This window comes from Mycobacterium sp. E2699 (genome assembly GCF_001666745.1).
Taxonomy (GTDB): Bacteria; Actinomycetota; Actinomycetes; order Mycobacteriales; family Mycobacteriaceae; genus Mycobacterium.
On record NZ_LZJH01000035.1, the window covers coordinates 131,945 to 157,584 of the forward strand.

Consider the following 25,640-nt stretch of genomic DNA (forward strand, 5'->3'; position numbering starts at 1 on the left):
GGCATGAGTAAGGCCAATGCGAGCTCGGCCGGCGGGCTGGGTGGGTTGTTGGGGCTGGCGCTGATCATCTGGATCATCGTCAAGTTGATCTGGTGGATCGCCGGGGCGGCGGCGCTTGTCGGCCTCTTTTTCCTGGTGCGGGCCATCGTGCGAGACGGGCGCCGGCGCGCCGAACTCCGTGCAGCCCATCGGGCCGCGCTCCGCTTCCGCGCCGATCAACAGCACAACTGGGTGCTGCGCGGCGACGACCGCGGCGTCTACGGCGTCGAAGGCGCCAAGCTCATGCACTACCTCTATCCCGAAAGGAGGTCTCTGCAGCGGTTGTTACCATCGCGCGAGTGAGTGACCCCGGTTGGCTGCGGCCCCTTTCACGGCGTGACGCCTTGCGCTGCGCCGTCGCCGCGCCGGCACTGCTGGGGATGGGCGCGCTGATCAACGCCCCCCGCGCGGGGGCCGGCATCGCGGGGATGGGCGTCTTTCTCGACCCGGGCCACAACGCGGTGAACGACGCCTCGATCACCCGGCAGGTGCCCAATGGCCGGGGCGGGACCAAGGAGTGTCAGACGTCGGGCGCCGCGGCCGACGACGGCTACCCGGAGCACGCGTTCACCTGGGCGGTGGTGGGGCTGATCGCCGGTCAGCTCAACCAGATGGGCGTTCGCACCCAGCTGTCCCGCGACAACGACGGGTCCGTTGGACCGTGCGTCGACCAGCGTGCCGCGCTGGCCAACGCGATGCGCCCGGACGCCATCGTGAGCGTCCACGCCGACGGCGGACCGGCGTCGGGCTCGGGATTCCACGTGAACTACTCGAGCCCGCCGTTGAACGACGCCCAAGCCGGACCCTCCCTGCAGCTGGCGCGCGCGATGCGGGACGCGTTGGTGCAGGCGGGTTTCCACCCGTCCACCTACATCGGGTCGGACGGCCTGTATGGGCGCGACGACCTGGCGGGGCTGAACCTGGCCGAGTATCCGGCCGTCCTCGTCGAGCTGGGCAATATGAAGAACGCCGACGAAGCCGCGCGGATGGAAACCCCCGACGGCCGGGCGAGGTACGCCGACGCCGTCACCCGGGGGATCGTCGCGTTCCTGAACGCCAAGGTCGGCTAGGTGCCGGCCAGTACGGTGTCGAGCCAGTCGTAGACGCGCCCCAGCGCGAGGCGTTGGGCGCCGGATTGGCAGTGCGCTTCCGCGCCTTCGGCTGCCGTGAACGCCAAAAGCGTTTTCTCACACGTCAGGTGCTCGAAAAGCAGCTTGGGTTGACCCGGGAAGAAGATGTCCTCGGCGGCGTCGCAGACCAGGGTGGGGCAGCTGATGCGCTCGGCGATGCCATCGGCCAGCGTGTAGTCGAGATAGCAGGCCAGGAAGGCGCGGGGGGTGTTGACGCCCATAACGTATTGGCCGTGGGCGGTCGCCCATCTGATATTCGGGTTGGACGCGATCAACTGCTCGATCATCGCGTCGGCCTCCGGTGCCGATTTGGCCCGGAGTAGGGCCTCGGCGTCCGCGCGTGCCAACGGCATGGGCTCGGTGACAGTGATGCCGAGGTCGTAGGCGCCGTCCATGGCAATGCAGGCGGCCAATCGGTGCTCGAATGCGGCGGCCCGTGGAGCGAGCAGGCCTCCCATGGAGAGACCGAAGAGCGCGGTTCGGGCCGGGTCGATGCCGGGACGCTCAAGGAGCCAGTCGAGCACGGGAGTGACGACGTTCTCCCAGTCGGGACGAAAGACCAGGCCGTCGAGGCGACGGGCCGCGGGCTGCCCTGGCCCGTCGAACGTCAGCACGTGGTAGCCGCGTTCCTGCCCGGCGGCGGCGCCGAACCAGTGCAGCTCCTCGCACGTGCCGTCGAATCCACTGTGCATGATCACCGTTGGGCGCGTGGCGCTTTCGTCGCCGGTTCCGGACGCCCGATAGAAGTAGCCGTGCAACACGGTTCCCTCATAAGGGATCTCAACGGGCTCGATCGGTGGGTCGAAGAGAGTGGCGGCGGTGTGAAAGCACTCGCGGCTTCGGTTGTAGACGTGGTCGATGCGGGGATCATCGGGGTTTCCGTGCAAGTAGAACTCGGCGGACCGATAGTAGTTGTTGGCCCGCATGAGCCCATCGCGGGCGCTGATGCGGTGGCCTGCGGCCAGAGCCTTTTCGGCCTCGGCCGCAACCCAGTCCGCGGTGGCCGACCATTCGTCATACCAGCTGTCGTAATCGCCGGCGGTGATGGCCTGCGCTGTGGTGAGCACCTCGCCGATGTCGGCACCGCCGTACGCGGTGTGGCCCAGGACCCGCAGGGTCTCAAACCAGAACGAGGTGTCCTCGGGAAACAGGAGCGGCTTCATTGCGGATTCCTCAATCAACAGCTAGTAGTCACCGACAATACGACCGGATCGCCCGCTAAAGCAATAATAGTTGCGTTAACATTTGAGCGTGACGGATGTACGGGAGGTACGACGACGCACGGGTGGGCGCAGCGCAAGGGTCGTCGCGGCGGTGCACGGCGCGGTCAATAAGATTGTGGCGCAGGGAAACCCGCGTCAGCTCACGGTTGCCGAGATAGCCGAGCGGGCGGGCGTGAACCCGACCAGCATCTACCGGCGCTGGGGCACCCTTGAGGCGCTCGTCCTCGATGTCGAGGCGGCGCGGCTTCCGCCGCTTCCCGACACGGGAACACTGCGCGGCGACTTGCTCGCCTTCGCCGCCCGTGCGGCCGGCGACGTCGCCCGCCCCGGGGGGTTGGCTTTCCTGCAGGCCGTGCTCGCCGTCGGTGAGCAAGGCCAACCTTCGCGTAGCGCCGCGCTGCGTGCGCGTGGTGCACGGATCCAGGCGATGCTTGACCGCGGTGGCGAACGCGGCGAGGCCGCCCTCGACCAGACCGATGTCTACGACTGCATCTTGGCGCCGATTTACTTCCGAACGATCTTCGGTATCGGCGGGATCACCGAGGCGCGCCTCGCCGCCTATGTCGATCGCGCGCTCGCCCGGCCGCCCAAAGGTCATGGCGCGTCGAGGAATTGATTCACCGCGTCGACGAACTCCGCAGGGCACTCCCGCACGAGCCAGTGACCGCACCGCTCGAACACCCGCACGTCCCCGTTCGCGACGAGCTGCGCGGCCCTAATCGAATCCGCGACGGGCACCAGCCTGTCGTCACGCCCTGCGATGAACAGCGTCTTGGCGCCGATCCTTGGCAGCCGGGACACCAGCGACAGGCCCTCGGACCCCGCGCTGAAGGCCCAGCGCTGTGTGCCCGCGAACGCTTCGCCCGCATGCGGGCGCTTGCCGCTGACGATGACCGCGTCGACCAGCTCGTCGGTCAGCGCCGAGGCATTCTGCATGCCGAGGCCGGCGCGCAGTTGCATGCGAAGGAGCTTGCGGCCCAGGCTCACCGACAACCAGTCCATGCGGTTCGCCAGTCGCGGCCGGTTGGCCAACCACTTCGCGGTGCGCAGGAACTTGAACGTCTCGGTGATACCGCCGGGATTGATCGCGACGATGCGGCGCACCACCTCGGGGTGGCTGATGGCCACTTCGAGCGTGATCCATCCGCCGAGCGACAGCCCCCCGAGATCGACCCGGTCGAAGCCGTAGCCCCCAATGAGAGCGTCGACCCAGTCGGCGTACCACGGGATGGAGAAGTCTGACTCGGGGAAGTCGGTTTCGCCGTACCCGGGAAGGTCGGGAGCGATCACCCGCCGGCGCTGCCCCAGGGCCACCAGCGCGGACCCGAACGTGACGAGCGCCGAGTCGACCCCACCACCGTGCAGCAGGAACAGCGGGGTGGCGTCGTTGCGAGGGTCAACCTCGTACACCCGGGTGCGGACGCCGCGCACGACGACGTCACGGCTGTCCACCCCGCCCGGGACCGGCAAGGTCTTCACTGCGTTGCGTGTTGCGCCGACGAGGCGAGCGGCTCCGCGGCCTGGCTGTGGTGCAGCCACACGAACTCGTGTATTCCTGACAGCCGCAACAGCATCCGCGACACGAGCGGCCACGCTCGCATCGCCTCGGGCCCGGAAATCAGTTCGGGCCGCTCGAGCGCATAGGTGCGCCCCTTCCAGGCGAGCGTGCCGGTCCCCGCGGACATCAGGTTGCGGTACCAGTCGGTCTGCCGGCCATAACCCAGCGGCAACAGGAAGCCGTCACCGTACGCGGCCGTGCCCAGCGACGTCTGGTAGACGCGCCCGCTACGGCGCCCGACGTGGGTCAGCAGCCCCCACGACGAGCGTTTCGTTCCCGAAATCTTGCGGGTCATCCCGTTATACGTCGTCAAAAACGTCTTGAACCAGCCGCGGTTGAACAAAATGCCACGGTTGCGCCTGATGATTCTCGGCAACACCACCAGCCAGCCGAGAACCGCGAGCACCAGCAGCAGCCCAGCCAGTCGCTTGCCCATGACCACCTCCCTCGGCACCCAGTTGACCGCCGGCACCGGGTGGTCCGCCAGGGACGAAAGTCATCGGCTCAGCTGCCGAAGCCCCCACCGGGAGCCGACGCCGGCGCTGCGCCGTTCCCGCCGAGGTGGCTGGCCGCGAAGGCCGCGCCCTTGTCGATCATCTGGCCGTCGGAGGCGTAGGTGTTGTGCGCGGCGAAGTTCATGCCGTCGGAGCACACCGGGTCCTCGGGGGCGCAGACCTTGATGGTCTTGGGCTGATACAGCGGGCCGATGGCGACCGGGGGCTCGTTGAGGAAGTTCATCGCGCGGACGTTGGGCATGCCGAAGAGCACGACCGAGGACACGTGGTCGGCGACCGAGGGGTCCATGGGCTTGGGCACGGTGTTGGGGTCGACGCCGTCGGGCACGGCGGCGGAGGTGACGAAGCCCATCACGGCCGCGCCCTGGGAGTAGCCGCTGAGCACCATTTTGGTGTTGGGGCAGTCGTGGGCCATGGACACGACGTGGGCGCCGGCGTCGCGGATGCCGTCGAGGCCGGTGTCCCAGTCGTTGCTGGCGGGGTAGTTGACCGGGTAGACGTCGAGCGACTTGCCGCCGATGCGCGAGCGCAGGTCGTCGACGAACGCCTGCCCCGTGGCGCCGACGCCGGGGGGCTCACCGGTGCCGCGGGCGTAAACCACTTGCACGTCCGGGCATTGGGCGGAGGCGAAGGGGAGGGCAGGCGCGAGGACCGAGGCGCTGAGACCGGACGCCGCGACGACTGCAGAAACAACGAAACGGGTGATGTGACGTGCGATCATGACGGCAAATTTGCCCGCGGGAGCGTGTCCCAAACCTGTGAAATTGCTTGGGGTTTCGGGCCTGGCTCGGCTCGCGCCACGAAACGACGAACCGCCGGTACCGCGCGCTAAATCAGCTGGGCAACGGTGGTGACGACGATGAGCACCAGCACGGCCGTACCGATGACGTACACCGAGCGGCGGGGGTTTATCCGCGCCGGGAGGGGCCGTCGCTGCAGCGTGCGCTGGCGCTGCAGCGCGATCAGGTATGTGCCCAACGCCACGGCGGCGGCCAGATAGGCGGGCAGCAACTGCAGCGGGCCGGCGGGGCCGTGCAGGTTCCGGATCATCAGCAGCGCGCCGTTGCCCAGGAACGCGAACGACGTTCGCGTCCAGGCCAGGACCGTCCGATCCTCGGTCTGGCCGGGCGGCCGCCGATAATCGCTCAACCCATGACCGCCTTGGCGATCACCAGCCCGAGCGCGACCAGCCCGACCACGCTGAGACCCACCGCGAGGTAGGCCGGCGTGGGATGGCGCGGCAGGGGATCGCCGCGCCGCATCGCGCGGTCCGCCTGCTGCCAGCGCAGCAGCCCCATCCCGCTGGTGAGGGTGGCCAGCGCCGCGAGCCCGATCCCGAGCGCGCGCCGCGCGCCGGGGACGGCCAGCTCCGGAACCAGCTGCACCAGGGCGACCGCCGCGGCGAGCAACCCCAGCGCGGTGCGCTGCCACGCCAGGAACGTGCGCTCATTGGCGAGGGTGAAGCGGTAGTCGGGTTCGCGCTCGTCGTGCCCGGTGGCGGTGTCGTCGGCCACGGCGTACCTCGCAGGGCTTGTGGGGTCAAGCGTTTGGACGCCGCAGATTCTAATCGCAGCAAGGCATGATGAGGCGTGTGGTCAAGGCGCTGTTGTTCGACGTGCAGGGCACGGCGACGGATTTCCATTCGACCGTGTGCGACGAGGCGGCGCGGATCAGTGCGGGGCGGCACCCGGGCGCCGATTGGCCCGGGCTGGTGCGCCGTTGGCGCGCAGGCTACTTCGCGGCGCTGCAGGGCGGGCAGGGGAGCGGCTGGGTTTCGGTGCACTCGGTGTATCGCCGCGCGCTCGACACCGCCCTAGACGGCTGCGGCATCGCGGGATTCACCGACGCCGAACGCGACGAGCTCACGCTGGCCTGGCAGCGGCTGAGGCCGTGGCCCGACGTGGTGCCCGGGCTGACGCGGTTGAAGAGCCGGTACACGCTGGCCACCCTGTCGAACGCCGACGCGTCGGCGGTGATCAACATCTCCAAGCGCGCGGGCCTGCCCTGGGACGCGATCTTCGCCGCCGAGATGGCCGGGGTGTTCAAGCCCGACCCGGCGATCTATCGCCTGGCCGCGACCTACCTCGGCTTGGACCCCCGCGACATCATGATGGTGGCCAGCCACAAATACGACATCCGTGCGGCGGGCCGGCTGGGGTTTGCGACGGCCTTCGTCGCGCGGCCGCTGGAGTTCGGGGCCGACGGCGACGCCGACGTGGCCTACTCCGACGACTTCGACGTCAACGCGTCCGACTTCCTCGACCTAGCAGCCCAACTGGGCTGCTAGCGGTGGGCCGCTGCGGCCGTGCTATGCCGAAGTCAGTGCGGGGTCCGGCTTTTCCGACGACATCGACAGGAAGCCGCGCACGCAGCGGGCGGCCAGCAGCCAGTTCGCCGGCTTCTTCATGTCCAGCCCGCCCAGCAGCTGCTTGATCATGGTCAGCGTGTCGAAGTAGATGCGTTCGCAGACAAGGGTTTCGGCGTCGTCAAAGACGAAGTAGGCGGTCATGCGGACGCGGAACCGGCTGCCCGTCGGCGGAACCTTGCCGAGATACCCGCGGTGGGTGCCCATCAGCCAGAACTCCACGATCACCGCGTCGGCGCTGTGCCGCAGCGCGATGATCTCGTGATCCTGGTCGGGGAACGCGGTCCGGGTGTAGACGTAGTAGCCGCGCACCGCCTCGTCGCCGTCGTGGACGACCATCTGCGGGATCAGCTCGTAGCGCGGATGCGGGAAGGTCGCCAACACGTCGTCCCAGTCCTGGCGGACCTCGTCGTGGAAGTGGTCGAGCACGAGCTTCTCGCGGGCGGCGAGCACCTCGGGAGCGGGAAAGGCGGGAATGGTCACGCTGGCCAGCGTATGGTCCGGCGAGCAGACGCAAAAGCCCGCGACACGCCGGGGCGCAGGGGGCTTTTGTGACTGCTCGCGAGAGGTCAGCTCGGGGGAGTCCAGGCGACCGGCAGCCGCTTGATGCCGTGAATGAACTGCGACAGCAGCATCGCGGGTTCCTCGACCGCGACGATGTCGGGGATCTCGCGCCGCAGTTCGTCGAAGACGACCCGGATCTCGCGGCGGGCCAGGTTGGCGCCCAGGCAGAAATGCGCGCCGCCGCCGCCGAAACCGAGATGCGGATTCGGGTCGCGGCCGACGTCGAACATCCAGGGATTGGCGAACTTTGACTCGTCCCGGTTGGCCGAGTTGTACCACAGCGCGGCCTTGTCGCCGGCCGCCATCTTGACGCCGCTCAGCTCGACGTCGCGGGTCAGGGTGCGTCGCATGTAGACGACGGGCGAGGCCCACCGCACGATCTCCTCGACCGCGGTGGGAGCCAGGCCGTCGTAGTCGGCCCACCACCTCTCCCGCTGGTCGGGGTAGCGCGACAGGGCCAGCACGCCGTGGCTGATCGCGTTGCGCGTGGTCTCGTTGCCGGCGACCACCAGCAGGATGAAGAACGACGCGATCTCCTGCGACGTCAGCCGCTCGCCGTCGACCTCGGCCTCCACCAGGCTGGTGGTCAGGTCGTCGTGGTGGTTGACGCGGCGATCCTCGGCCAGCGCGGTGGCGTAGGCGCCGATGTCCATCGAAACCCGGGTGAACTCCTCGAAATCGGTTGACAGGTCGGGGTCGCCGAACCCGAGAATCACGTTGGTCCAATGGAATACGCGCTGGTGATCGTCCTCGGGAATCCCCATCATGTCGCAGATGATCTGCAACGGCAGCGGCCCGGCGAGCTCGCTGACCAGGTCGGCCTCGCCGCCCGGATGATCGGCGATCAGCGACGCCACCAGCCGCCGCGCCCGCTCGCGCACCGACGCCTCGATGCGCGCCACCACCTTCGGGGTGAACGCCCGGCTGACGATCGAGCGCAGCCGCTGGTGTCGCGGATCGTCCATCACGATCATCGAACCGAAGTACTCGGCCAACTCCGGCATCTGGTCGCCGATCGTGATGCCGCCCGCGGAGCTGAAGACGTCCGGGTGCCGGCTCGCGTAGTGCACGTCGTCCAGCTTGGTCAGCGCCCAATACCCGGGGCCGGCCTCGAAGCCCTCGTATTCGATGGCCGGCCAGAACGAGATCGGCGCCTGGCGGCGCAGGGTGGCGAAAGCGCCGTCGCGGTAGTCGTCGTCGCGCCCCCAGAACTCCAGCGACTCGAGATGAATGTCGGAAAGCGGCACCTCGGGCGGTGGCGCACCGTTGACTCGCGTCGCGATACCGGTCGTGAGTGGCACGGAAATTCCTCTCAGTGGGTGCAGACGGTCCTGGCCGGCGCCCCCACCGTTGCCGTCGCATCGCTCACGACGTTGCCGTCCATCAGGATCTTGCAGTTGATCGGCCCGGGCCCTTGCGCACTTAGCACGAACACCTCGCCCCCGAAGCCGGTGAACTGCGTCGACCACGGCAGCTTCGCGTTCACCGCGCGCTGCTGGCCGCCGTTGGTTTGATACGAGATGTACTCCGCGACGCCGGGTCCGCTCACCTCGTAGCGGACTTGGGGGTTCTCGTTCGCGCTCGCCACGCCGCCGCAGCTGTTGGCGAGCCCGATGCCGACGGCGAACAGGATCGCGGGCCCGCGCAGATGACTGGTCATGGTTTCACATCGTGTCACCACGAACATCGCCTGGTCTATAGGGTGAACGCGGGTGAACCGGGGGCTGAAGGTCAGGAAGGTGTGTATGTCGGAACACGGCTCAAAGCGCGTGGTGGTCTGGGGCACCGGCTTCGTCGGCAAGATGGTGATCGCCGAGATCGTCAAGCATCCGCTGTTCGAGTTGGTCGGTGTCGGCGTGAGCAACCCCGACAAGGTCGGCCGCGACGTCGCCGACATCTGCGGGCTGCCCGAACCGACCGGCATCATCGCCACCGACGACGTCGACGCGCTGATCGCCCTCAAGCCCGACGCGCTGGTGCACTACGGTCCGACGGCGATGCACGCCAAGGACAACATCGCGCTGATCACCCGCTTCCTGCGGGCCGGCATCGACGTGTGCTCGACGGCGATGACGCCGTGGGTGTGGCCGACGATGCACCTCAACCCGCCGAGCTGGATCGAGCCCATCACCGAGGCGTGCGAGCTGGGCGAGTCGTCGTGCTTCACCACCGGCATCGACCCCGGCTTCGCCAACGACCTGTTCCCCATGACGCTGATGGGCCTGTGCTCGGAGGTGCGCCGGGTCCGGGCCTCGGAGCTGTTGGACTACACGAACTACGAGGGCGACTACGAAGTCGAGATGGGCATCGGGCGCGAGCCCGAATACAGCCCGCTGCTCGAAGACTCCAACATGTTGATCTTCGCGTGGGGCGCCACAGTCCCGATGATCGCGCACGCCGCCGGCATCATGCTCGACGAGATCACCACCACGTGGGACAAGTGGGTGACCCCGACGGAGCGCACGACGGTCAAGGGCGTCATCAAGGCCGGGCACGTCGCCGCCGTGCGGTTCACCATCAACGGAATCTACAAGGGGGAGACGCGAATTCAGCTCGAGCACGTCAACCGTATCGGGCTCGACGCCGCCCCGGACTGGCCGTCGGGCCACGACAACGACGTCTACCGGGTGGACATCGAGGGCACCCCGAGCATCTTTCAGGAGACCGCGTTCCGGTTCACCGACGGCTCGGGCCGCGACGCGGCCACCGCCGGGTGCCTGGCGACGGGGATGCGGGCCCTCAACGCGGTGCCGGCCGTCAACGACCTGCGTCCGGGCTGGGTCACCCCGCTGGACCTGCCGCTGATCGCCGGGGTGGGCGCCATTCGCTGAGCGCGCCCGCGGCCCTGGAGTCGCACAGCTCACGCATAGCGGACGCTTTGAATGGCTATAGGAATCAGCGACACAATACCCAGTGCCGCTGAATATGGGGATGGATAGATGGCCGTCAGAGCAAGACCGGCGCTGGGTTTGTCGATAGGTTCCACCAACCTGGCGGCCGTGACCGCAGATCTCGCACTCGTCCGCAAGCCTGTCCTCACGCTGTATCGCCAGCGCGGGCCCGAGGTCGGCGTGCCCTCGGAGAACCCGCGGCTTGATGAGCCCGGCCTGGTCGTCACCGATTTCGTGGATAGGGTCGGCGACTCGGTGGGCATCGTGGCCGCCGACGGCTCGGTGCACCGCAGCGGCGCGCTGATCGCCGACGCCCTGCGCGCCCTGGCCTACGCCGCCACCGGCGGGCGCCCGTTGCCCGAGAGCGTCGCGGTGACCTACCCGGCGCACTGGTCAGCCAAGTCGGTGGACGCCCTGCGCGGTGCGCTGCGTGGGGTGGTCGAATGGTCCGATCTTGCCCGGCCGCCGGTGCTGATTTCCGACGCGGCGGCGACGCTGACGGCGGTGCGGACCAGTCCGGGCATTCCCGGGCGCGGAACGGTGGCCGTATGCGATTTCGGCGGCAGCGGCACCAGCATCACGTTGATGGACGCCGCCGGCGACCAGCCGATCGCGCCGACCGTGCGGCATCACGACTTCTGCGGCGACATGATCGACCAGGCGTTGTTGACCGCCGTCATGGCCAACATGCCGAGCACGGGCGCGTTCGACCCCTCGGGTACCTCGGCGATCGGCTCGCTGAGCCGGCTGCGAACCGGGTGCCGCGGCGCCAAGGAGCAGCTCTCGTCAAACACCGTGGCCACGCTGTCCGACGTCCGGCTCACCCGCGACGAGCTCGACGACGCGATCCGCGACTCGCTGAACAACTTCGTCGCGCTGCTGGATGAGTCCTTGCGGCGCAATGGCATTCGCGATCTCGTCGCGGTGGTCTCGGTGGGCGGTGGCGCGAACATCCCGGCGGTCACCACCCGGCTGTCCGGACACCTCCGCGTCCCGGTCGTCACGACGCCCCGACCGCAATTGGCGGCCGCCACGGGCGCCGCCTTGCGCGCGGAGCGCCGTCCCGACGACAACGGCCCGACCGCGCAGGCCCCGGCGGCAACGGCAACGGCAACGGCGACAGCGGCGGCCGCGGCTTGGGCGCCGGCGGCGGTGTCCGGCGGGATGCCCGCCCGGGCCTGGGCGCAGGACGGCGCCGGCTCGAGCGCCATGCCCACTGCCGCGCGCCCCTGGCCTAAAACCGCCGCCGGTGCCGCGGTGAAGGTCGAGGAGCCCGAACCCGCCGCGCCGGCACCCAAGAAGTCGGTGATTCCCTGGCGCCGGCTGCCGCTGATCCTGGTCCTCGGCGCCCTGGCGGTGATGGTGCTCGCCGGCGTCGCCCTGGCGATCGGGTTGGGCTCGAATAACCAGGTGATGACCAATCCGGGCGCAAGCACGACTCCCGCCTCGCCGGCGCCCCCGACGAGCACCACCAGTTCTCCGCCCCCGCCGCCGACCCAGCAGCCACCGCCGCCCTCAAGCCCGGACACCACCCCGGCACCGGCGCCGGATACGCCGACCGCCGCCGCTCCACCTGCGGTTCAAGACGTCCCGGCGGCGCCTGCGCCGCCGCCCCCGCGGGCCGCGATTCCGCGCATCCGAATCCCCGAGATCCCGCCGCTGCCTCCAATACCGGGGCTCAACGCGCCGATCCCCGGTTTCCCGGAAATCCCCACCCTGATCAGCCAGATCGCCCCGCGCGCCCACTGAATTGGATTTCAGCTCAGCCCTTTTCGCCCTTGTTCTCCGCGGCCGCGGCCTTCCTCAGCTCCTCGTTGAGAGCCTTGTCCTTCTCGATCTGCTCTTTGCGGGCCTCATCGTCCCTGCCTTCGTCGCCCTCGTCCGAGTCGCGCCCATCAGGAACGTTGTGTTGGGGGTTGCCGCCCTCGTCCAGCCAATCGTTGACCGCCGTGCCGGACACCATGCCGCCGGATCCGGGCAGCACCACGGTCGGCTCGTCCTTATAGGCCTTCATCATCTCGGCGGCCTGTTGCTTGTGCTCTTCCTGGACCTCGGGCTTTTCGGTTAACTTCTGGTCCTCTTCCTGGCCAGCCTCTTTGTCGTCCTGCACGCTCATGCACCTACCCCCTTTGGAGTCGCAGTTCCGACCATGCGGCGGGTACCCGCTGTTGCACTGTGTCGAAACTCTCGTCAGCCCGAGCGGCGGCTCTTGACCAGCACCACCGACGCGAGCGGAATCCGCATCGGCTCTGGCGCGCTTGACAAACGTCCGGCGACCGCGGACTCCAGCCGGTCGACGAACTGGGCCGCCCGCGGGTCGCCGGCGCCGCCGTCCAGCCCGCAAGCCAGGGCCGCGAACACCGCGGACCGCGCGAACGCCGCCCACCGCGCTCCGAAAGCGTTTGCGTCGTCGTCAATTTGGTAGCGGGCCCAGAACCGGTCCTCGGCGTTGAACATCTCGAGGTGCTCGATGGTCAAGCCCTCGAACCGCCCGCTCGGGGCGAACGGGGCCCGAAAGTCCTTCTCGCTGCGGCCAAACGTGGGGATGGCCATGCGCCGAAGCTCGTCCTCGCCGAGCAGGCCGTCGCGCGCCTGATCGGCCAGCGCCGCCACGATCGCGTCGAGCAGCGTCTTGAAGCCCGGCTTGCCGTCGTCGTCGACGCCCAGCGTGAGCACCACCAACCGCCCCTCGGGCGCCAACTCGCGCCCGCGGAACGCCACGAAGTCGTGCCAGTCCTTGGCCGCCTGCTGGGTGTAGGCGGCGCGGGCCGCCTCGTCGGTGCTGTAGGCGGCGTGCACGTGGTCGTGGAGCTCGTGGGGGATCCGGCTCACCCACTGCGTGGCCCACGACGTCCAGCCGAGGTTGACCGTCTTGGACGGCACGATCTGTCCGTAGAAGGACCGGCCGATCGCCGAGGCGAAACTCGTTGTGTCCGTGTGCAAGTAGCTGTCCGGGTCGTCGGCCAGGGTTTGGAAAAGCGCGGTGAAGTCGTTTCCGGGAACATCGGTGTGCGCCACCAGGATCGCGTGGTCGGAGCGGGTGCGCCGGCGCAGCACCGCGATGGCCGCCGACAGCGGCTTCAGCGAGTTGTGCCCGTCGGCGGCGCCGTAGTCGGCGATGACGATCGGCTGCGGGGCCGCCGGGAGCGGCACCTGCTCCGCGGCCCGCTCGAACAACGCGATGGCGTGCGCCAGGCCGGCGGCCTGCAGCCGCGACGACTGGGTGTAGGTGGCGCTGTCCGTCGGCTCGGGCCGGACCACGATGCTCGATTCGGGCAGACGGGGTTCCGGCCGCATGCACCAACGATAGTCAGTCGGTCTCCGGGTAGCGCACGCCGGTGAGCTGCTCGGACAGCTCCCACAGCCGCCGGCAGTCGTCCTGGTTGCGGGCATTCGCAGGGACCCTGGCCTGCCGGACCCCTCCGCCGGCCAGCTCCTGGAACCCGCGGGGGCCGTAGAACGCGCCGCCCTCGGCGTGCGGCGCGGCGGCCGCGTACAGCGCGGGCAGGATGCCCTCGTCGATCTCTTGCCACAAGAACGGGGTGAAACGCCACGACGCCCGGTACAACCGCTCCATCAGCGCGGGCTGTTCGCGGCCGTGCGAGGGCCCGGCGATCTGCAGGTTGGTCTTGGTCAGGCCGGGGTGCGCGGCGTTGGAGACGATGCCCCAGCCGCCCGCGCGGCTGCGCCGGTCCAGCTCGAGGGCGAACATCAACACCGCCAGCTTGGACTGGCCGTAGGCCGACATCGCCGCGTAGGACTTCTCGAAGTTGGGGTCGTCGAAATGGATCTTGCCGCTCTGGCGCGCGGCCAGGCTGCTCAGCGAGACGACGCGCGCCTTGTCGGCGGCGCGCAGCAGCGGCAGCACGTGCCCGGTCAGCGCGAAGTGCCCGAGATGGTTGCTGCCGAACTGCAATTCGAAACCGTCGGCGGTGGTGTCGCGTTCCGGTGGCGTCATGACGCCGGCGTTGTTGATCAGGATGTCGATCGGGCGGCCCTCGGCGTTGAGTTGTTCGCCCAGGGCGGCGACCGAGGCCAGCGACGACAGGTCCAGCGGCTTGATGGTCAGCTTCGCGTCGGGGACCGTGGCGCGGATCTCCTCGATCGCCTTTTCCCCTTTGGCGCGGTTGCGGATCGCCATGACGACGTCGGCGCCGGCGGCCGACAGGCGCCGGGCCAGCCCGAAGCCCAGCCCGCTGTTGGCGCCGGTGATGATCGCCAGCTTGCCTGACAGGTCGGGCACCGTGGCGACGAGATCGTTGGCCATGCGTTCAACTCCTTTCCTGAGCGCCCCGTCATAGTGTGCTCTTTGTCTCGGCTCGTCGACAGTGTCGTCCCCGACGCGGAGGTGACACACTGCCTGGATGAACAGCAGGCGGCTCGCCAAGGTTTCGCTGGCCGCCGCCGTCGTGCTGATGATCGTGTCGGTGGGCGGCTTCATCGTCGCCCTGGTACTCAACGCGTTCTTCCTGGACAAGTACAACGCCTACGGCGAGGTGCCGATCCCGGGAACCGGCAGGGTCTACCTGCCGGCCGGCGAGGTCACCGTCAGCCTGCACACCGTCATCATCGGCAGTCCCAACGGGGGGCTGCCGGTGCCGCCGCTGGGCGTCACGATCGCGCCGCCCGAGGGGGTGGCGCAGCCCGCGCTGAACGAAAGCATCGGCAGCACAACGACGGTCAACAACGACGCGCACGTGCGGGTGTGGGTGGCTCAGATTCCGGTCAGCGGCAACTACGACATCACCACCGACGGCCAGGTCAACGGATACATCAATCCGCGACTGGCCTTCGGCCGCAGGAGTTCCTACGGCTTTCTGGTGTGGTTGTTCGTCGGGCTGTTCGTGGTGGGGCTGGCCGGATCGATCATGTCCGGAATGTGGCTGGGTCGCACGCGGCGGCGGGCCGTGGTGGCGGCCAGCCCGTACCACCCGCCCGCCGTGGCGCCTGTGGAGCCCAGTGACGAGGGGGTGCGCCTCGAACGGCTCAAAACCCTTGCCGCGCTGCGGGATTCCGGCGCGCTGACCGCCGAGGAGTTCGAGGCCGAGAAGCGCCGGATCCTCGAGGGGCATTAGGGCCTTTGTCGTCCGCGAGCGTAACCTGGCCGCGCATGTGGCGGCCGAATTTCGCAGGGTGGTTACGCTCGCGGCACCCAGAAGGCCGTGCCACGAAACCCTAGGATGTCGGTTCCCGTCGCGCTACGATCTGCACGGGCAGATGGTTGGGAGTTCGCTCATGTCGCACGTGACAACAACGCCGCACGCGGTGGAGGCTGCGGCCGGGGATTTGGCCTCGGTCGGTTCGTCGATCAACACGGCCAACGCGAACGCGGCGGCCGGCACCGCTGAAGTGGACGCCCCGGGCGGCGACGCGGTGTCGGCGTACGTATCGGCGCTGTTCGCCGCGCACGCCGAGTCCTATCAGGCCGCCGGCATTCAGGCGAACTACTTTCACGACATGTTTGTACAGGTCCTGCGGGCGAGCGCGGGAACCTACGGCAATGCCGAGACCGCGAACGCGTCGCACCTGGGCAGCGGCGCGGGTACCGCCCAGCATGGGGGCATGGCCGCGCCGGTGCCCAGCGGCGGCGTCAGCATGTCCAGCGGCAACCTGGCGGGCGGCGGGCTCGGCCCATCCGGCGCGGACGCCCACCCGGCCGCGCCCGGTGGTCCGCAAGGCGTCACGGCCGGCGGCGGCGCCAGCGGTGATGGCGGCGCAGCCGTGGGCGCGACCAATGGCGGGGGCGTCGCCGGTCCGGGCCTTGCCGCGGCCGCCGCCGTCCCAGCCGCTTGGGCACCGGTGGCGCCGGCGGCGCCGACTGGGCCAGTGATGCCGCACTTTGCCACGCCGCCGGCCGCGCCCCCCGTCGTCGCGGGTGGCTACCCGGCAGCGGCGGGGCTGGGCGTGCCTGCCGCGGTCGGCCTTGGCGGCGATCCGGCCGCGATCGGCGGCTTCGCTGAACCGGTGGTACCCGCGGCCTCCGCCGTGGCCGCCTCCCCGGCGGCCCCGCCGCCGATACCGACGGCCCCCAAGGGCCAGCCGCTGCATCAGGGCAACCCGGCGCAATCCGGCGATGCGTCCCACCCGGCCGATATTCCCCACGACAAGGCGGCGGTGCCCCTTCCCCTGCTCAGGCTTCGCATACCGAGGGGGTTACGCCGCGGCATGCGGTCCGGGCTTCGAGACAAAGAGGAATGGCGCGAGGAACTCCGCGAGGCTGCCAAGAGCAAGCCGTGGGGACGCGAGGAACTGCTGGGCGCTCTGGGCCTTCGACCGCCCGGAAACGCATAGCCGTTCGCCGGCAACACCTTTCAGTGCCCCCGGGCGACCCACTCCTCGTAGTGGACGATCTCGTCGCCGACGGTGGTGCTGTCGCCGTGACCGGTATGCACGACGGTGTCGCCGGGCAACGTGCCCAGCCGCTCGGAGATGGACCGCAAAATCGTCGGGAAGTCCGAGTAGGAGCGTCCCGTCGCGCCGGGACCGCCGGCGAACAGGGTGTCGCCGCTGAACACGACGCCCAGGTCATGCACGTACCAGCACACCGATCCGGGGGAGTGGCCCGGGGTGTGCAGCGCCGTCAGCTCGGTTCCGCCGACACTCAACCTCTCACCGTCGGACACGCTGCGAAAATCTTTGTCCGGGTGGGTCATTCGCCACAGCACCTCGTCGGCGGGATGTAGCAGCACCGGCGCGTCGAGTGTCCTACCCAGTTCGGGGGCCACCGTGACGTGGTCGTTGTGCCCGTGCGTGCACACCACCGCCACCACGTGGCGGCCGCCGACGGCCTCGACGATCGGCGCCGCGTCATGAGCGGCGTCGAAGACCACGACGTTCGAATTGTCACCGATGAGCCAGATGTTGTTGTCGACTTCCCAACTGCCGCCGTCCAGTTCGAACGTGCCGTGCGTGATCACCCGGTCGATCGTGACCATTACAGGATCACCACCGAACGCAGTACCTTGCCGCCGTGCATCCGGTGGAACGCCTCCTCGACGTCGCCGAGGCCGATGCGCTCGGAGACGAACTTGTCCAGCGGGAGCCGGCCCTGCAGGTACAGGTCGACCAGGGTGGGAAAGTCGCGTTCGGGCAGGCAGTCGCCGTACCACGACGACTTCAGCGACCCGCCGTGGCTGAAGAAGTCCAGCAGCGGCATGTCCAGTCGCATGTCGGGCGTCGGAACCCCAACCAGCACAACGGTTCCGGCGAGGTCACGGGCGTAGAACGCCTGCTTCCACGTTTCCGGCCGGCCCACCGCGTCGATCGCCACGTTGACCCCGAAGCCGTCGGTGAGGTCCTGGATGGTCTTGACGACGTCGAACTCGCGGGCGTTGATGGTGTGGGTGGCGCCGAACTTGCGGGCCAGGTCCAGCTTGGTGTTGTCGGTGTCGACGGCGATGATCTGCCGGGCCCCGACCAGCGCGGCCCCCGCGATCGCGGCGTCGCCCACGCCGCCGCAGCCGATCACGGCGACGGTGTCGTCGCGGGTGATGCCGCCGGTGTTGATCGCCGCGCCCAGCCCGGCCATCACGCCGCAGCCCAGCAGCCCGGCGACCGCCGGGTCGGCCTGTCGGTCGACCTTGGTGCACTGGCCCGCGGCCACCAGCGTCTTGTCGCAGAACGCGCCGATGCCCAGCGCCGGCGTCAGCTCGGTGCCGTCGGTCAGCGTCATCTTCTGTTCGGCGTTGAGGCTGCTGAAGCAGTACTGCGGCCGGCCGCGCCTGCAGGCCCGGCACTGCCCGCACACCGCGCGCCAGTTCAGGATCACGAAGTCGCCCGGCTCCACCGCCGTCACGCCCGGCCCGACCGCCTCGACGGTGCCGGCGGCCTCGTGGCCGAGGAGGAACGGGTACTCGTCGTTGATGCCGCCCTCGCGGTAGGTCAGGTCGGTGTGGCACACCCCGCAGGCGATGATGTCGACCACCGCTTCGCCGGGCCCGGGGTCCGGGACGACGATGTCGACCAGCTCGACCGGTTCGCCCTTCTTGCGTGAAATCACTCCGCGCACTGTCTGACTCATGGCCTCCAACCTACTGGCGGCCTGGCGCTCTGGTCGCATCGAGTCTGCGCTGAGATCGCCCAACTCGGCGAAATGGACGCGCTGAGCGCAGTCTCGGTGTGAAGGAAGGCGGTGTAGCGTCTGCAGAGCGTGACGGCACCTGAGACCACCTCGGAAACCACCGAAGATTTCGCGGGGCGAATGGTTGCGGCCATCGACGGCGCGAGCCTGACGCTCCTGCTGAGCATCGGGCATCAGACCGGCCTGCTGGACACGATGGCCGGCCTGCCGCCCGCCACCAGCGCGCAGATCGCCGGGGCCGCCGGCCTCAACGAACGCTACGTCCGGGAGTGGCTGGGCGGCATGACGACCGGGCACGTCATCGACTACGACGCCGACGCCGGCACCTACTCGTTGCCCGCGCACCGGGCCGGCGTGCTGACCCGCGCGGCCGGGCCGGACAACCTGGCGCTCGTCGCGCTGTTCATTCCGCACCTCGCCGAGGTCGAGCAGAAGATCGTCGGCTGCTTCCGCGAGGGTGGCGGGCTGCCCTACAGCGAATTCCCGCGCTTCCACGCGCTGATGGCCGAGCAGAGCGCCGCGGTGTACGACATCTCGCTCGTCAACGTCGTGCTGCCGTTGGTCGACGGCCTGCCGCAACGGCTGCGGGCGGGGGCCGACGTGGCCGACTTCGGGTGCGGCAGCGGCCACGCGATCAACGTGATGGCCCGGGCGTTTCCGGCGAGCCGGTTCACCGGCATCGACTTCTCCGAGGAGGCCGTCGCGGCCGGCGTCGCCGAGGCGGCCGCCCTCGGCCTGACGAACGCCACCTTCGAGAGCCACAACCTGACGCAGCTCGACAAGCGCGAGGCCTACGACGTCATCACCGTGTTCGACGCCATCCACGATCAGGCACACCCGGCGCGGGTGCTGGAGAACATCTACCGCGCGCTGCGGCCGGGCGGTGTCTTCCTGATGGCCGACATCAAGGCGTCGAGCCGGCTCGAGGAGAACGTCGGCATCCCGATGAGTACCTACCTGTACACCGTCTCGCTGATGCACTGCATGACGGTGTCGCTGGCGCTGGACGGCGCCGGGCTGGGCACTGCCTGGGGGACGCAGCTGGCCACCTCGATGCTCGCCGACGCCGGGTTCGACGACGTCCGGGTGACCGAGGTCGAGGGCGACCCGATCAACAACTACTACATCGCCAGGAAGTGACCGCCCTCGACGCGCTCGACTTCATTGCCGACTGGCCGGTGGCCAATGCGGCCGCCGCGATCGTCGGGCCCGACGGGCTCCTGGCCGGCCACGGCGACACCGGGCGGGTCTTCGAGCTGGCGTCGGTCACCAAGCCGCTGGTGGCCCGGGCCGCGCACGTCGCGATCGAGGAGGGCGTCGTCGAGCTGGACACCCCGGCCGGCCCGCCCGGCGCCACGATCCGCCACCTGCTGGCGCACGCGTCGGGTCTGGCGATGCACAACGATCGAGTGCTGGCCAGGCCCGGCACCCGGCGGATTTACTCGAACTACGGTTTCGAGGTGCTGGCCCGGACCCTGCAGGCCGAGTCGGGCATCGAATTCGGCCGCTACCTGACCGAGGCCGTGTGCGAGCCGCTGGGCATGGCGCGCACCCGGCTGGTCGGCGGCGCCGAGGCCGCCGGGTTCGGGGCGACGTCGACGGTCGCCGACCTGGCGTTATTCGCCGCTGACCTGCTGCGCCCGTCGACGGTGTCGGCGCAGCTGCACACCGAGGCCACGACCGTGCAATTCCCCGGCCTGGACGGGGTGCTGCCGGGTTACGGGGTGCAGCGACCCAACGACTGGGGCCTGGGCTTCGAGATCCGGGACGCCAAGTCGCCGCACTGGACGGGGGCGCGCAACTCGGCGCGGACGTACGGCCACTTCGGCCAGGCGGGCGGCTTCATCTGGGTGGATCCCGAGGCGGACCTGGCGCTGGTGGTCCTCACCGACCGCGATTTCGGGGAGTGGGCTTTGGCGCCGTGGCCTGCGCTTTCGGACCGGGTCTTGGCCCAGTGATATTCAGCCACTCCGCACACTAGCGCAACAGGGGTATCAGAGGGCACAATAGACACGCAGGACACAAAAAATACGGGCGGATATCCGCCATGCATCCCGCTTCGAGCGGTCCACCAGGTCGTTGGGGAAGACGTCCCTCGTGGAACCGAAGGAGCAGGAGATGCGTGCGTCGAACCAATTCGCCGACGTGACGACAGGCGTGGTGTACGTCCATGCCTCGCCGGCGGCGGTATGCCCGCATGTCGAGTGGGCGTTGTCATCGACCCTGCAGTCCAAGGCCAACCTGGTCTGGACACCGCAGCCGGCGATGCCGGGGCAGCTGCGCGCGGTCACCAACTGGGTCGGGCCGGTCGGCACCGGCGCCCGGCTGGCCAACGCCCTGCGGTCCTGGTCGGTGCTGCGCTTCGAGGTCACCGAGGATCCCAGCCCCGGGGTCGACGGCCAGCGGTTCAGCCACACCCCCCAACTGGGCCTGTGGAGCGGGTCGATGAGCGCCAACGGCGACATCATGGTCGGCGAGATGCGGCTGCGCTCGATGATGGCGCAGGGCGCCGACTATCTGGCCGCCGAGTTGGACTCGGTGCTGGGCACGGCGTGGGACGAGGCGCTCGAGGTCTATCGCGACGGCGGCGACGCCGGCGAGGTGACCTGGCTCAGCCGGGGCGTCGGCTAGGCGCACTCGGCCGCAGGATCCGCAGCGCCGCGGGCACCGCCGAGATCTCGGCGGGCAGCGCGCACGCGAAGTCGCCGTCGGCGTAGACGTTGATGCCCGGACACTCGACGTGGATCGTCGTGGCCCGCGCGGTGGTCACCTCGTCGAGGTCGACGTGCGTGCCCTTCATGACGGTGGGGAACAGGCGGACCAGCTTGGTCCGGGACGCCGAGTGCGCCATGGTGATGTCGAGCAAACCGTCGGTGGGATCGGCATTGGGACAGATCAGCAGCCCGCCGCCGTAGCTGCGGGTGTTGCCGAATGCGGCCAGCGTGATGTCGGCGTCGATCTCCTTGGTGCCGTCGAGCACCAGCCGGAACGGCAGCAGCCGCAGCGCCGACAGCTCGGCGAGCATCGCGAGGTAGTAGCGCAACCGCCCGTGCGGCCAGCTCATCCGGTTGGCGCGGTCGGTCACCAGCGAGTCGAAGCCGGTGGCCGCGACGGTGCCGAACCACTTGTCGTCGTCGCCCCACCGGATCCGGCCCAGGTCGATGGTTTCCGCCCAGCCGTCGGCGACGACGTCCGCGGCGGCCGCGGGATCCTTTGTCGGGATCCCGAATTCACGGGCATGGTCGTTGCCGGTGCCGGCCGGGACGATGCCGAGCGGGACATCGGTGCCCGCCAGCACCTGCAGCGCGTTGGAGACGACGCCGTCACCGCCGGTGACCATCACCGCATCGGTCCCGCGTTCCAGCTCCGCGCCGACGAGATAACGCGCGTCCCGCGCGTCGTCGCCGATGATCTCGGTGACCTCCACCCCCCGCTCGTGCAGCCGGGCGATCGCGACCTGGGCCGCGCGGATCGCGGCGCCGTGTCCCGAGACGGGATTCGTCAGCGCAGTCACCTTGGCGACCTCACGCCCGATCACGGAATCAGCTTGCCGGGGTTGAGGATTCCGGCCGGATCGAGCGTCGCCTTGACCGCGCGCAACACCTGGACGCCCAGCTCGCCGACCTCGTCGCGCATCCAGGGTCGGTGGTCGGCGCCCACGGCGTGGTGGTGCGTGATGGTGCCGCCGTTGGCGACGATCGCGTCCGACGCGGCCTTCTTGGCCGCGCGCCACTGCTCGATCGGATTGCCCCGCTGCCCGGCGACGATGGTGAAGTAGAGCGAGGCGCCGGTGGGGTAGACGTGCGAGATGTGGCACATCACCAGCGCCGGGGTGCCCGACTCGGCCAGCGCGCTGGTAAGCGCTTGGGTGACAGCGGCTTTCAGCGTGGGAACGTTCGACCAGTCGGTGGCGGTTTCGAGCGTCTCGCAGAGCGCGCCCGCGGACAACAGCGAGTCGCGCAGGTACGGCGCCCCGAACCGGCCCCGTTCCCAGGCCCGCGCCGGTGCCTCACCCAGCGATGTGCCGCCCCGCGCCGCCAGCAGGGCGCCGGTCTCGGCGTGTCGGCTTTCGACGTGCTCCTTGGCGCCCTCGAACACCGTGATTCCCAGGCAACCGCCGGTGATCTGGCTTTCGCCGATCGCCTCGGTGGTGGCCAGGTTGACGCCGGTCTCGACCTCGTCGGAGAGCCGGATGACTGTCGGACCGGTGCCAGTCTGGGTGACGGCGCGCAGGGCGGCGGAGCCGGTCTCGAAATCGGGGAACGACCAGGCCTCGTAGCGCACGGCCTCCGGGATGCGATGCACCCGCAGCCGGACCCGGGTGATGACGCCGAAGGTGCCCTCCGACCCGAGCACCAGCTGGCGCAGGTCGGGGCCGGCGGCGGATTCCGGCGCGCGGCCAAGCTCCAGCGTGCCGACCGGCGTGACCATCCGCAGCCCGCGCACCATGTCGTTGAACCGGCCGTAGCCGGCCGAGTCCTGACCCGACGAACGCGTCGCCGCGAAGCCGCCGATGGTGGCGTACTCGAAGCTCTGCGGGAAATGCCCGAGCGAAAAGCCTTGGGCGCCAAGCAAACTTTCGGCGTCCGGCCCGGTGACGCCGGCGCCGAAGACGGCCTGGCCCGACACCTCGTCGAGCTCGATGAGCTCGTTGAACCGGCGCAGGTCCAGCGACACCACGGCGTCGAAGCCGGCGCGCGTGGGATCGAGCCCGCCGACCACGTTGGTCCCGCCGCCGAACGGGATGACGGCGATGCGGTGCTCGGAGCAGTAGCGCAGGACCGCCGCGACGGCGTCGTCGTCTCCGGGCAGCAGGACGGCGTCGGGCGCGTCCTGGATCCCGCGGTCCTTGCGGCGCAGCAGGTCGAGGGTGGACTTGCCGCCGGCGTGCAGCAGCCGGTCGCGGTCGCCGGCGCGGCAGTATTCGGCGCCGACGATGCCGGCCAGCGCGTCTTGGTCGGCCGGCGACAGCGCCGACGGTCGCAGCCTGACGTCGTCGGCGCCGAGCTCGGCTTCGGGCGAATCCCGCAGGCCCACAGTCTGTTCCAGCAGCGAGCGGATGCCCTCGGACAGGGGCTTTGCCGCGGCGGGATCCCCCCACGCGTCCCATTTCATCGGCGGGAGGAGTTCCTCGGCGTGCGTCATGCGTTACAGTATTACACATGCTGTCAATCAGTAACGTTCCGTCGGACACCGGGGACCGGATCCTGGCGGCGGCGGCGAGCTGCGTGGTCGATTTCGGGGTGGACCGGGTGACCCTGGCCGAGATCGCGCGTCGGGCGGGCGTCAGCCGGCCGACCGTCTACCGCCGCTGGCCCGACACCAAGTCGATCGTCGCGGCGCTGCTGACCCAACACGTCACCGGCGTGCTGCGCGACGCCCCGCTGCTCGGCGATGACCGGGAATCGCTTGTGCGACAGATCGTTACGGTGGCCGACCTGCTGCGTCGCGACCGGCTGGTGATGTCGGTGCTGCACTCGGAGCTCGCGCCCATCTACATCACCGAACGCCTGGGGGCCAGCCAGCAGATGTTGATCGACGCCCTGGCCGAGCGGCTGCGGGTCGCCCAGCGCCATGGCAGCGTCCGCGCCGGCGATCCGCTGCAGATGGCCACCATGGTGCTGCTGATCGCCCAGTCGACGATCCAGTCCGAGCGGATCGTGCGGCCGATCCTCGACGCCCATGCGCTGGCCGCCGAACTCACGTACTCGCTGAACGGATACCTGGCATGAGGTCCACCGCGCTGAACGCCGCGCGTCGCACCGCCGACCTGAATGCCCTCGCCGACGGCGCCGCGCTGGACGTCGTCGTGATCGGCGGCGGCATCACCGGCGCCGGCATCGCCCTGGATGCCGCGTCGCGCGGCCTGCGGGTGGCGCTGGTGGAGAAGCACGATCTGGCGTTCGGCACCAGCCGCTGGAGCTCCAAGCTGGTGCACGGCGGCCTGCGCTATCTGGCCAGCGGCAACGTGGGCATCGCCCGGCGCAGCGCCGTCGAGCGCGGAATCCTGATGACGCGCAACGCCCCTCATCTGGTTCACGCGATGCCGCAAGTGGTGCCGCTGCTGCCGTCGATGGGCCGCGGCAAGCGCGCGCTGGTGCGCGCCGGGTTCCTGGCCGGTGACGGGTTGCGGGCGCTGGCGGGCACGCCGTCGTCGGTGCTGCCGCGGTCGCGGCGGGTTTCGGCGCAGCGCGTCGTGGAGATGGCGCCCACGGTTCGGCGCGACGGCCTCGACGGCGGCTTTCTGGCCTACGACGGCCAATTGATCGACGACGCCCGGCTCGTCACCGCGGTCGCGCGCACCGCCGCGCAGCACGGCGCCCGGATCCTGACCTACGTCGCGGCGTCCGAGGCGACGGGCACCTCGGTGCGGTTGACCGATCGGCGCACCGGGCAGTCGTTCGACGTGTCGGCCGCCGCGGTGATCAACGCGGCCGGCGTGTGGGCGGCCGAGATCGACGGTTCGTTGCGGTTGCGGCCCAGCCGCGGCACACACCTGGTCTTCGATGCACGGGCGTTCGGGAATCCGACTGCGGCCCTTACCATTCCGATCCCCGGCGAGCTCAACCGCTTCGTGTTCGCAATGCCCGAGCAGTTGGGCCGCGTCTACCTGGGCCTGACCGACGAGGAGGCGCCCGGCCCGATCCCCGACGTACCGGAGCCGTCGGGCAAGGAGGTCGCGTTCCTGCTGGACACGGTGAACACCGCGCTCGGGACCGCCCTCGGCGCCGGCGACGTGACCGGCGCCTACGCCGGGCTGCGGCCGCTGATCGACACCGGTGAGGGCCGCACCGCCGACGTGTCGCGCGAGCACGCCGTCATCGAAGCGCCGTCGGGCGTCATCAGCGTGATCGGCGGCAAGCTGACCGAATACCGCTACATGGCCGAGGACGTGCTGGACTTCGCGATCGGACGGCGGCCCCTGCGCGCGGCCGACTGCCGCACCCGCGACCTGCCGCTGATCGGTGCGCCGGCCAACCCGGGTGCGGGCTCGGGGTCCCGTGCCGTGCCGGCGTCGCTGGTGGCGCGCTACGGCGGTGAAGCGGCGACGGTCATCGCGAGCGCGACGTGTGACCGTCCGGCCGATCCGGTCGCCGACGGCATCGACGTGACGCGGGCGGAGTTCGAGTACGCGGTGACCCACGAGGGCGCGCTGGACGTCGACGACATCGTCGATCGGCGGACCCGCATCGGCCTGGTGGCGGGGGACCGGGAGCGGGTGGTGCCGGTGGCGGAAGAGTTCCTGGCCTTGCGGGGCTGATGATAGATTGGGCG

29 protein-coding genes are annotated in these 25,640 nt (G+C 69.7%); 13 read left to right on the top strand and 16 right to left on the bottom strand.

Annotation, left to right across the window (positions count from 1 at the left end):
• Positions 1–3: 3 nt before the first annotated feature.
• Together A5696_RS04710 and A5696_RS04715 are read left to right on the top strand one after the other, a co-directional pair.
• A complete protein-coding gene (locus tag A5696_RS04710; protein ID WP_082956255.1) occupies positions 4–342 on the top strand; it encodes a hypothetical protein in 339 nt (112 codons plus the stop codon).
• Positions 343–419: 77 nt separating this feature from the next.
• On the top strand, positions 420–1,109 hold the full coding sequence (locus A5696_RS04715) for an Rv3717 family N-acetylmuramoyl-L-alanine amidase (RefSeq protein WP_369803296.1): 690 nt from the start codon (positions 420–422) through the stop codon (positions 1,107–1,109).
• On the opposite strand, the gene A5696_RS04720 is transcribed toward A5696_RS04715, so the two are convergent.
• Positions 1,106–2,332, bottom strand: a complete 1,227-nt coding sequence (locus A5696_RS04720) for a S9 family peptidase (protein ID WP_067874160.1) — start codon at positions 2,330–2,332, stop codon at positions 1,106–1,108. The two genes, A5696_RS04715 and A5696_RS04720, sit on opposite strands and share 4 nt — an antisense overlap.
• Before the next feature lie 88 nt (positions 2,333–2,420).
• Between A5696_RS04720 and A5696_RS04725 the strand changes: the two genes are divergently transcribed.
• Positions 2,421–3,008: a TetR/AcrR family transcriptional regulator gene (locus tag A5696_RS04725; RefSeq protein WP_067874478.1), complete on the top strand. Its 588-nt coding sequence runs from the start codon at positions 2,421–2,423 to the stop codon at positions 3,006–3,008.
• Here A5696_RS04725 and A5696_RS04730 read toward each other — a convergent pair.
• The 5 genes from A5696_RS04730 to A5696_RS04750 form a co-directional block, all read right to left on the bottom strand.
• The gene (locus tag A5696_RS04730) at positions 2,987–3,871 is read right to left on the bottom strand and encodes an alpha/beta fold hydrolase (RefSeq protein ID WP_067874163.1); all 885 of its coding nucleotides are present in this window, start codon (positions 3,869–3,871) and stop codon (positions 2,987–2,989) included. The two genes, A5696_RS04725 and A5696_RS04730, sit on opposite strands and share 22 nt — an antisense overlap.
• Complete coding sequence (locus A5696_RS04735; RefSeq protein WP_156738247.1) at positions 3,868–4,386, bottom strand: nitroreductase family deazaflavin-dependent oxidoreductase; 519 nt, start codon at positions 4,384–4,386, stop codon at positions 3,868–3,870. Before A5696_RS04735 ends, A5696_RS04730 begins: the two co-directional genes overlap by 4 nt.
• A 68-nt stretch (positions 4,387–4,454) precedes the next feature.
• A complete protein-coding gene (locus A5696_RS04740; protein ID WP_067874166.1) occupies positions 4,455–5,186 on the bottom strand; it encodes a cutinase family protein in 732 nt (243 codons plus the stop codon).
• Positions 5,187–5,293: 107 nt separating this feature from the next.
• Positions 5,294–5,614 carry a DUF202 domain-containing protein gene (locus tag A5696_RS04745; protein WP_067874169.1) on the bottom strand — a complete coding sequence of 107 codons (321 nt, stop codon included), beginning with the start codon at positions 5,612–5,614 and terminating at the stop codon, positions 5,294–5,296.
• Entirely contained in the window at positions 5,611–5,979 is a 369-nt protein-coding gene (locus A5696_RS04750; RefSeq protein WP_067874172.1) for a YidH family protein, read from the bottom strand. The genes A5696_RS04745 and A5696_RS04750 overlap by 4 nt, the downstream gene beginning before the upstream one ends.
• Before the next feature lie 65 nt (positions 5,980–6,044).
• Between A5696_RS04750 and A5696_RS04755 the strand changes: the two genes are divergently transcribed.
• A complete protein-coding gene (locus A5696_RS04755) occupies positions 6,045–6,752 on the top strand; it encodes a haloacid dehalogenase type II (RefSeq protein ID WP_082968910.1) in 708 nt (235 codons plus the stop codon).
• A gap of 21 nt (positions 6,753–6,773) precedes the next feature.
• Here the strand turns inward: A5696_RS04755 and A5696_RS04760 are convergent, their stop codons facing one another.
• The 3 genes from A5696_RS04760 to A5696_RS04770 form a co-directional block, all read right to left on the bottom strand.
• Positions 6,774–7,313: an ester cyclase gene (locus A5696_RS04760; RefSeq protein ID WP_067874174.1), complete on the bottom strand. Its 540-nt coding sequence runs from the start codon at positions 7,311–7,313 to the stop codon at positions 6,774–6,776.
• Between the two features lie 86 nt (positions 7,314–7,399).
• Positions 7,400–8,695, bottom strand: a complete 1,296-nt coding sequence (locus A5696_RS04765; protein WP_067874177.1) for a cytochrome P450 — start codon at positions 8,693–8,695, stop codon at positions 7,400–7,402.
• 11 nt (positions 8,696–8,706) lie between these two features.
• The gene (locus A5696_RS04770; RefSeq protein ID WP_067874180.1) at positions 8,707–9,054 is read right to left on the bottom strand and encodes an MmpS family transport accessory protein; all 348 of its coding nucleotides are present in this window, start codon (positions 9,052–9,054) and stop codon (positions 8,707–8,709) included.
• An 85-nt stretch (positions 9,055–9,139) separates the two neighbouring features.
• On the opposite strand from A5696_RS04770, the gene A5696_RS04775 reads away from it, so the two are divergent.
• Both A5696_RS04775 and A5696_RS04780 read left to right on the top strand, forming a co-directional pair.
• Positions 9,140–10,225: a dihydrodipicolinate reductase gene (locus A5696_RS04775; protein ID WP_067874484.1), complete on the top strand. Its 1,086-nt coding sequence runs from the start codon at positions 9,140–9,142 to the stop codon at positions 10,223–10,225.
• 108 nt (positions 10,226–10,333) lie between these two features.
• Positions 10,334–12,034: an Hsp70 family protein gene (locus A5696_RS04780; RefSeq protein ID WP_067874183.1), complete on the top strand. Its 1,701-nt coding sequence runs from the start codon at positions 10,334–10,336 to the stop codon at positions 12,032–12,034.
• Between the two features lie 13 nt (positions 12,035–12,047).
• Here the strand turns inward: A5696_RS04780 and A5696_RS04785 are convergent, their stop codons facing one another.
• From A5696_RS04785 to A5696_RS04795, 3 genes are all read right to left on the bottom strand, one after another.
• Positions 12,048–12,401, bottom strand: a complete 354-nt coding sequence (locus tag A5696_RS04785; protein ID WP_067874185.1) for a hypothetical protein — start codon at positions 12,399–12,401, stop codon at positions 12,048–12,050.
• A gap of 74 nt (positions 12,402–12,475) precedes the next feature.
• Positions 12,476–13,582 (bottom strand): SAM-dependent methyltransferase, encoded by a 1,107-nt coding sequence (locus A5696_RS04790; protein ID WP_067874187.1) that lies wholly within the window; start codon positions 13,580–13,582, stop codon positions 12,476–12,478.
• Positions 13,583–13,595: 13 nt separating this feature from the next.
• A complete protein-coding gene (locus tag A5696_RS04795; RefSeq protein ID WP_067874190.1) occupies positions 13,596–14,552 on the bottom strand; it encodes an SDR family oxidoreductase in 957 nt (318 codons plus the stop codon).
• A gap of 97 nt (positions 14,553–14,649) precedes the next feature.
• Between A5696_RS04795 and A5696_RS04800 the strand changes: the two genes are divergently transcribed.
• Entirely contained in the window at positions 14,650–15,360 is a 711-nt protein-coding gene (locus A5696_RS04800; RefSeq protein ID WP_067874193.1) for an SHOCT domain-containing protein, read from the top strand.
• 160 nt (positions 15,361–15,520) lie between these two features.
• Positions 15,521–16,576, top strand: a complete 1,056-nt coding sequence (locus A5696_RS04805; RefSeq protein ID WP_067874196.1) for a PE family protein — start codon at positions 15,521–15,523, stop codon at positions 16,574–16,576.
• Between the two features lie 20 nt (positions 16,577–16,596).
• Here the strand turns inward: A5696_RS04805 and A5696_RS04810 are convergent, their stop codons facing one another.
• Together A5696_RS04810 and A5696_RS04815 are read right to left on the bottom strand one after the other, a co-directional pair.
• Positions 16,597–17,220, bottom strand: coding sequence for an MBL fold metallo-hydrolase (locus tag A5696_RS04810; protein ID WP_067874199.1), 624 nt, complete (start codon positions 17,218–17,220; stop codon positions 16,597–16,599).
• Positions 17,220–18,305 carry an S-(hydroxymethyl)mycothiol dehydrogenase gene (locus A5696_RS04815; RefSeq protein ID WP_067874486.1) on the bottom strand — a complete coding sequence of 362 codons (1,086 nt, stop codon included), beginning with the start codon at positions 18,303–18,305 and terminating at the stop codon, positions 17,220–17,222. Before A5696_RS04815 ends, A5696_RS04810 begins: the two co-directional genes overlap by 1 nt.
• A gap of 180 nt (positions 18,306–18,485) precedes the next feature.
• On the opposite strand from A5696_RS04815, the gene A5696_RS04820 reads away from it, so the two are divergent.
• The 3 genes from A5696_RS04820 to A5696_RS04830 all read left to right on the top strand — a co-directional run bounded on the left by A5696_RS04820 (position 18,486) and on the right by A5696_RS04830 (position 20,996).
• The gene (locus A5696_RS04820) at positions 18,486–19,505 is read left to right on the top strand and encodes a methyltransferase domain-containing protein (RefSeq protein WP_067874202.1); all 1,020 of its coding nucleotides are present in this window, start codon (positions 18,486–18,488) and stop codon (positions 19,503–19,505) included.
• A complete protein-coding gene (locus A5696_RS04825) occupies positions 19,502–20,323 on the top strand; it encodes a serine hydrolase (protein ID WP_067874204.1) in 822 nt (273 codons plus the stop codon). The genes A5696_RS04820 and A5696_RS04825 overlap by 4 nt, the downstream gene beginning before the upstream one ends.
• Before the next feature lie 160 nt (positions 20,324–20,483).
• Complete coding sequence (locus tag A5696_RS04830; protein ID WP_067874489.1) at positions 20,484–20,996, top strand: DUF3145 domain-containing protein; 513 nt, start codon at positions 20,484–20,486, stop codon at positions 20,994–20,996.
• On the opposite strand, the gene A5696_RS04835 is transcribed toward A5696_RS04830, so the two are convergent.
• Both A5696_RS04835 and A5696_RS04840 read right to left on the bottom strand, forming a co-directional pair.
• Positions 20,977–21,903 carry a diacylglycerol kinase gene (locus A5696_RS04835; RefSeq protein ID WP_067874206.1) on the bottom strand — a complete coding sequence of 309 codons (927 nt, stop codon included), beginning with the start codon at positions 21,901–21,903 and terminating at the stop codon, positions 20,977–20,979. The genes A5696_RS04830 and A5696_RS04835 overlap by 20 nt on opposite strands.
• Positions 21,900–23,480 (bottom strand): FAD-binding oxidoreductase, encoded by a 1,581-nt coding sequence (locus tag A5696_RS04840; protein WP_067874492.1) that lies wholly within the window; start codon positions 23,478–23,480, stop codon positions 21,900–21,902. The genes A5696_RS04835 and A5696_RS04840 overlap by 4 nt, the downstream gene beginning before the upstream one ends.
• A gap of 47 nt (positions 23,481–23,527) precedes the next feature.
• On the opposite strand from A5696_RS04840, the gene A5696_RS04845 reads away from it, so the two are divergent.
• Both A5696_RS04845 and A5696_RS04850 read left to right on the top strand, forming a co-directional pair.
• A complete protein-coding gene (locus A5696_RS04845; RefSeq protein WP_067874208.1) occupies positions 23,528–24,097 on the top strand; it encodes a TetR/AcrR family transcriptional regulator in 570 nt (189 codons plus the stop codon).
• Complete coding sequence (locus A5696_RS04850) at positions 24,094–25,626, top strand: glycerol-3-phosphate dehydrogenase/oxidase (RefSeq protein ID WP_067874210.1); 1,533 nt, start codon at positions 24,094–24,096, stop codon at positions 25,624–25,626. Before A5696_RS04845 ends, A5696_RS04850 begins: the two co-directional genes overlap by 4 nt.
• The last annotated feature ends 14 nt before the right edge of the window (positions 25,627–25,640 follow it).

Excerpts from the sequence above, each read along its gene's own strand:
- A5696_RS04710 (WP_082956255.1), top strand. The coding sequence starts at position 4 with ATGAGTAAGGCCAATGCGAGCTCGGCCGGCGGGCTGGGTGGGTTGTTG.
- A5696_RS04715 (WP_369803296.1), top strand. The coding sequence starts at position 420 with ATGGGCGCGCTGATCAACGCCCCCCGCGCGGGGGCCGGCATCGCGGGG.
- A5696_RS04720 (WP_067874160.1), bottom strand. The coding sequence starts at position 2,332 with ATGAAGCCGCTCCTGTTTCCCGAGGACACCTCGTTCTGGTTTGAGACC.
- A5696_RS04735 (WP_156738247.1), bottom strand. The coding sequence starts at position 4,386 with ATGGGCAAGCGACTGGCTGGGCTGCTGCTGGTGCTCGCGGTTCTCGGC.
- A5696_RS04740 (WP_067874166.1), bottom strand. The coding sequence starts at position 5,186 with ATGATCGCACGTCACATCACCCGTTTCGTTGTTTCTGCAGTCGTCGCG.
- A5696_RS04755 (WP_082968910.1), top strand. The coding sequence starts at position 6,045 with ATGATGAGGCGTGTGGTCAAGGCGCTGTTGTTCGACGTGCAGGGCACG.
- A5696_RS04770 (WP_067874180.1), bottom strand. The coding sequence starts at position 9,054 with ATGACCAGTCATCTGCGCGGGCCCGCGATCCTGTTCGCCGTCGGCATC.
- A5696_RS04775 (WP_067874484.1), top strand. The coding sequence starts at position 9,140 with ATGTCGGAACACGGCTCAAAGCGCGTGGTGGTCTGGGGCACCGGCTTC.
- A5696_RS04780 (WP_067874183.1), top strand. The coding sequence starts at position 10,334 with ATGGCCGTCAGAGCAAGACCGGCGCTGGGTTTGTCGATAGGTTCCACC.
- A5696_RS04785 (WP_067874185.1), bottom strand. The coding sequence starts at position 12,401 with ATGAGCGTGCAGGACGACAAAGAGGCTGGCCAGGAAGAGGACCAGAAG.
- A5696_RS04790 (WP_067874187.1), bottom strand. The coding sequence starts at position 13,582 with ATGCGGCCGGAACCCCGTCTGCCCGAATCGAGCATCGTGGTCCGGCCC.
- A5696_RS04795 (WP_067874190.1), bottom strand. The coding sequence starts at position 14,552 with ATGGCCAACGATCTCGTCGCCACGGTGCCCGACCTGTCAGGCAAGCTG.
- A5696_RS04800 (WP_067874193.1), top strand. The coding sequence starts at position 14,650 with ATGAACAGCAGGCGGCTCGCCAAGGTTTCGCTGGCCGCCGCCGTCGTG.
- A5696_RS04805 (WP_067874196.1), top strand. The coding sequence starts at position 15,521 with ATGTCGCACGTGACAACAACGCCGCACGCGGTGGAGGCTGCGGCCGGG.
- A5696_RS04810 (WP_067874199.1), bottom strand. The coding sequence starts at position 17,220 with ATGGTCACGATCGACCGGGTGATCACGCACGGCACGTTCGAACTGGAC.
- A5696_RS04815 (WP_067874486.1), bottom strand. The coding sequence starts at position 18,305 with ATGAGTCAGACAGTGCGCGGAGTGATTTCACGCAAGAAGGGCGAACCG.
- A5696_RS04820 (WP_067874202.1), top strand. The coding sequence starts at position 18,486 with ATGGTTGCGGCCATCGACGGCGCGAGCCTGACGCTCCTGCTGAGCATC.
- A5696_RS04830 (WP_067874489.1), top strand. The coding sequence starts at position 20,484 with ATGCGTGCGTCGAACCAATTCGCCGACGTGACGACAGGCGTGGTGTAC.
- A5696_RS04840 (WP_067874492.1), bottom strand. The coding sequence starts at position 23,480 with ATGAAATGGGACGCGTGGGGGGATCCCGCCGCGGCAAAGCCCCTGTCC.
- A5696_RS04845 (WP_067874208.1), top strand. The coding sequence starts at position 23,528 with ATGCTGTCAATCAGTAACGTTCCGTCGGACACCGGGGACCGGATCCTG.
- A5696_RS04850 (WP_067874210.1), top strand. The coding sequence starts at position 24,094 with ATGAGGTCCACCGCGCTGAACGCCGCGCGTCGCACCGCCGACCTGAAT.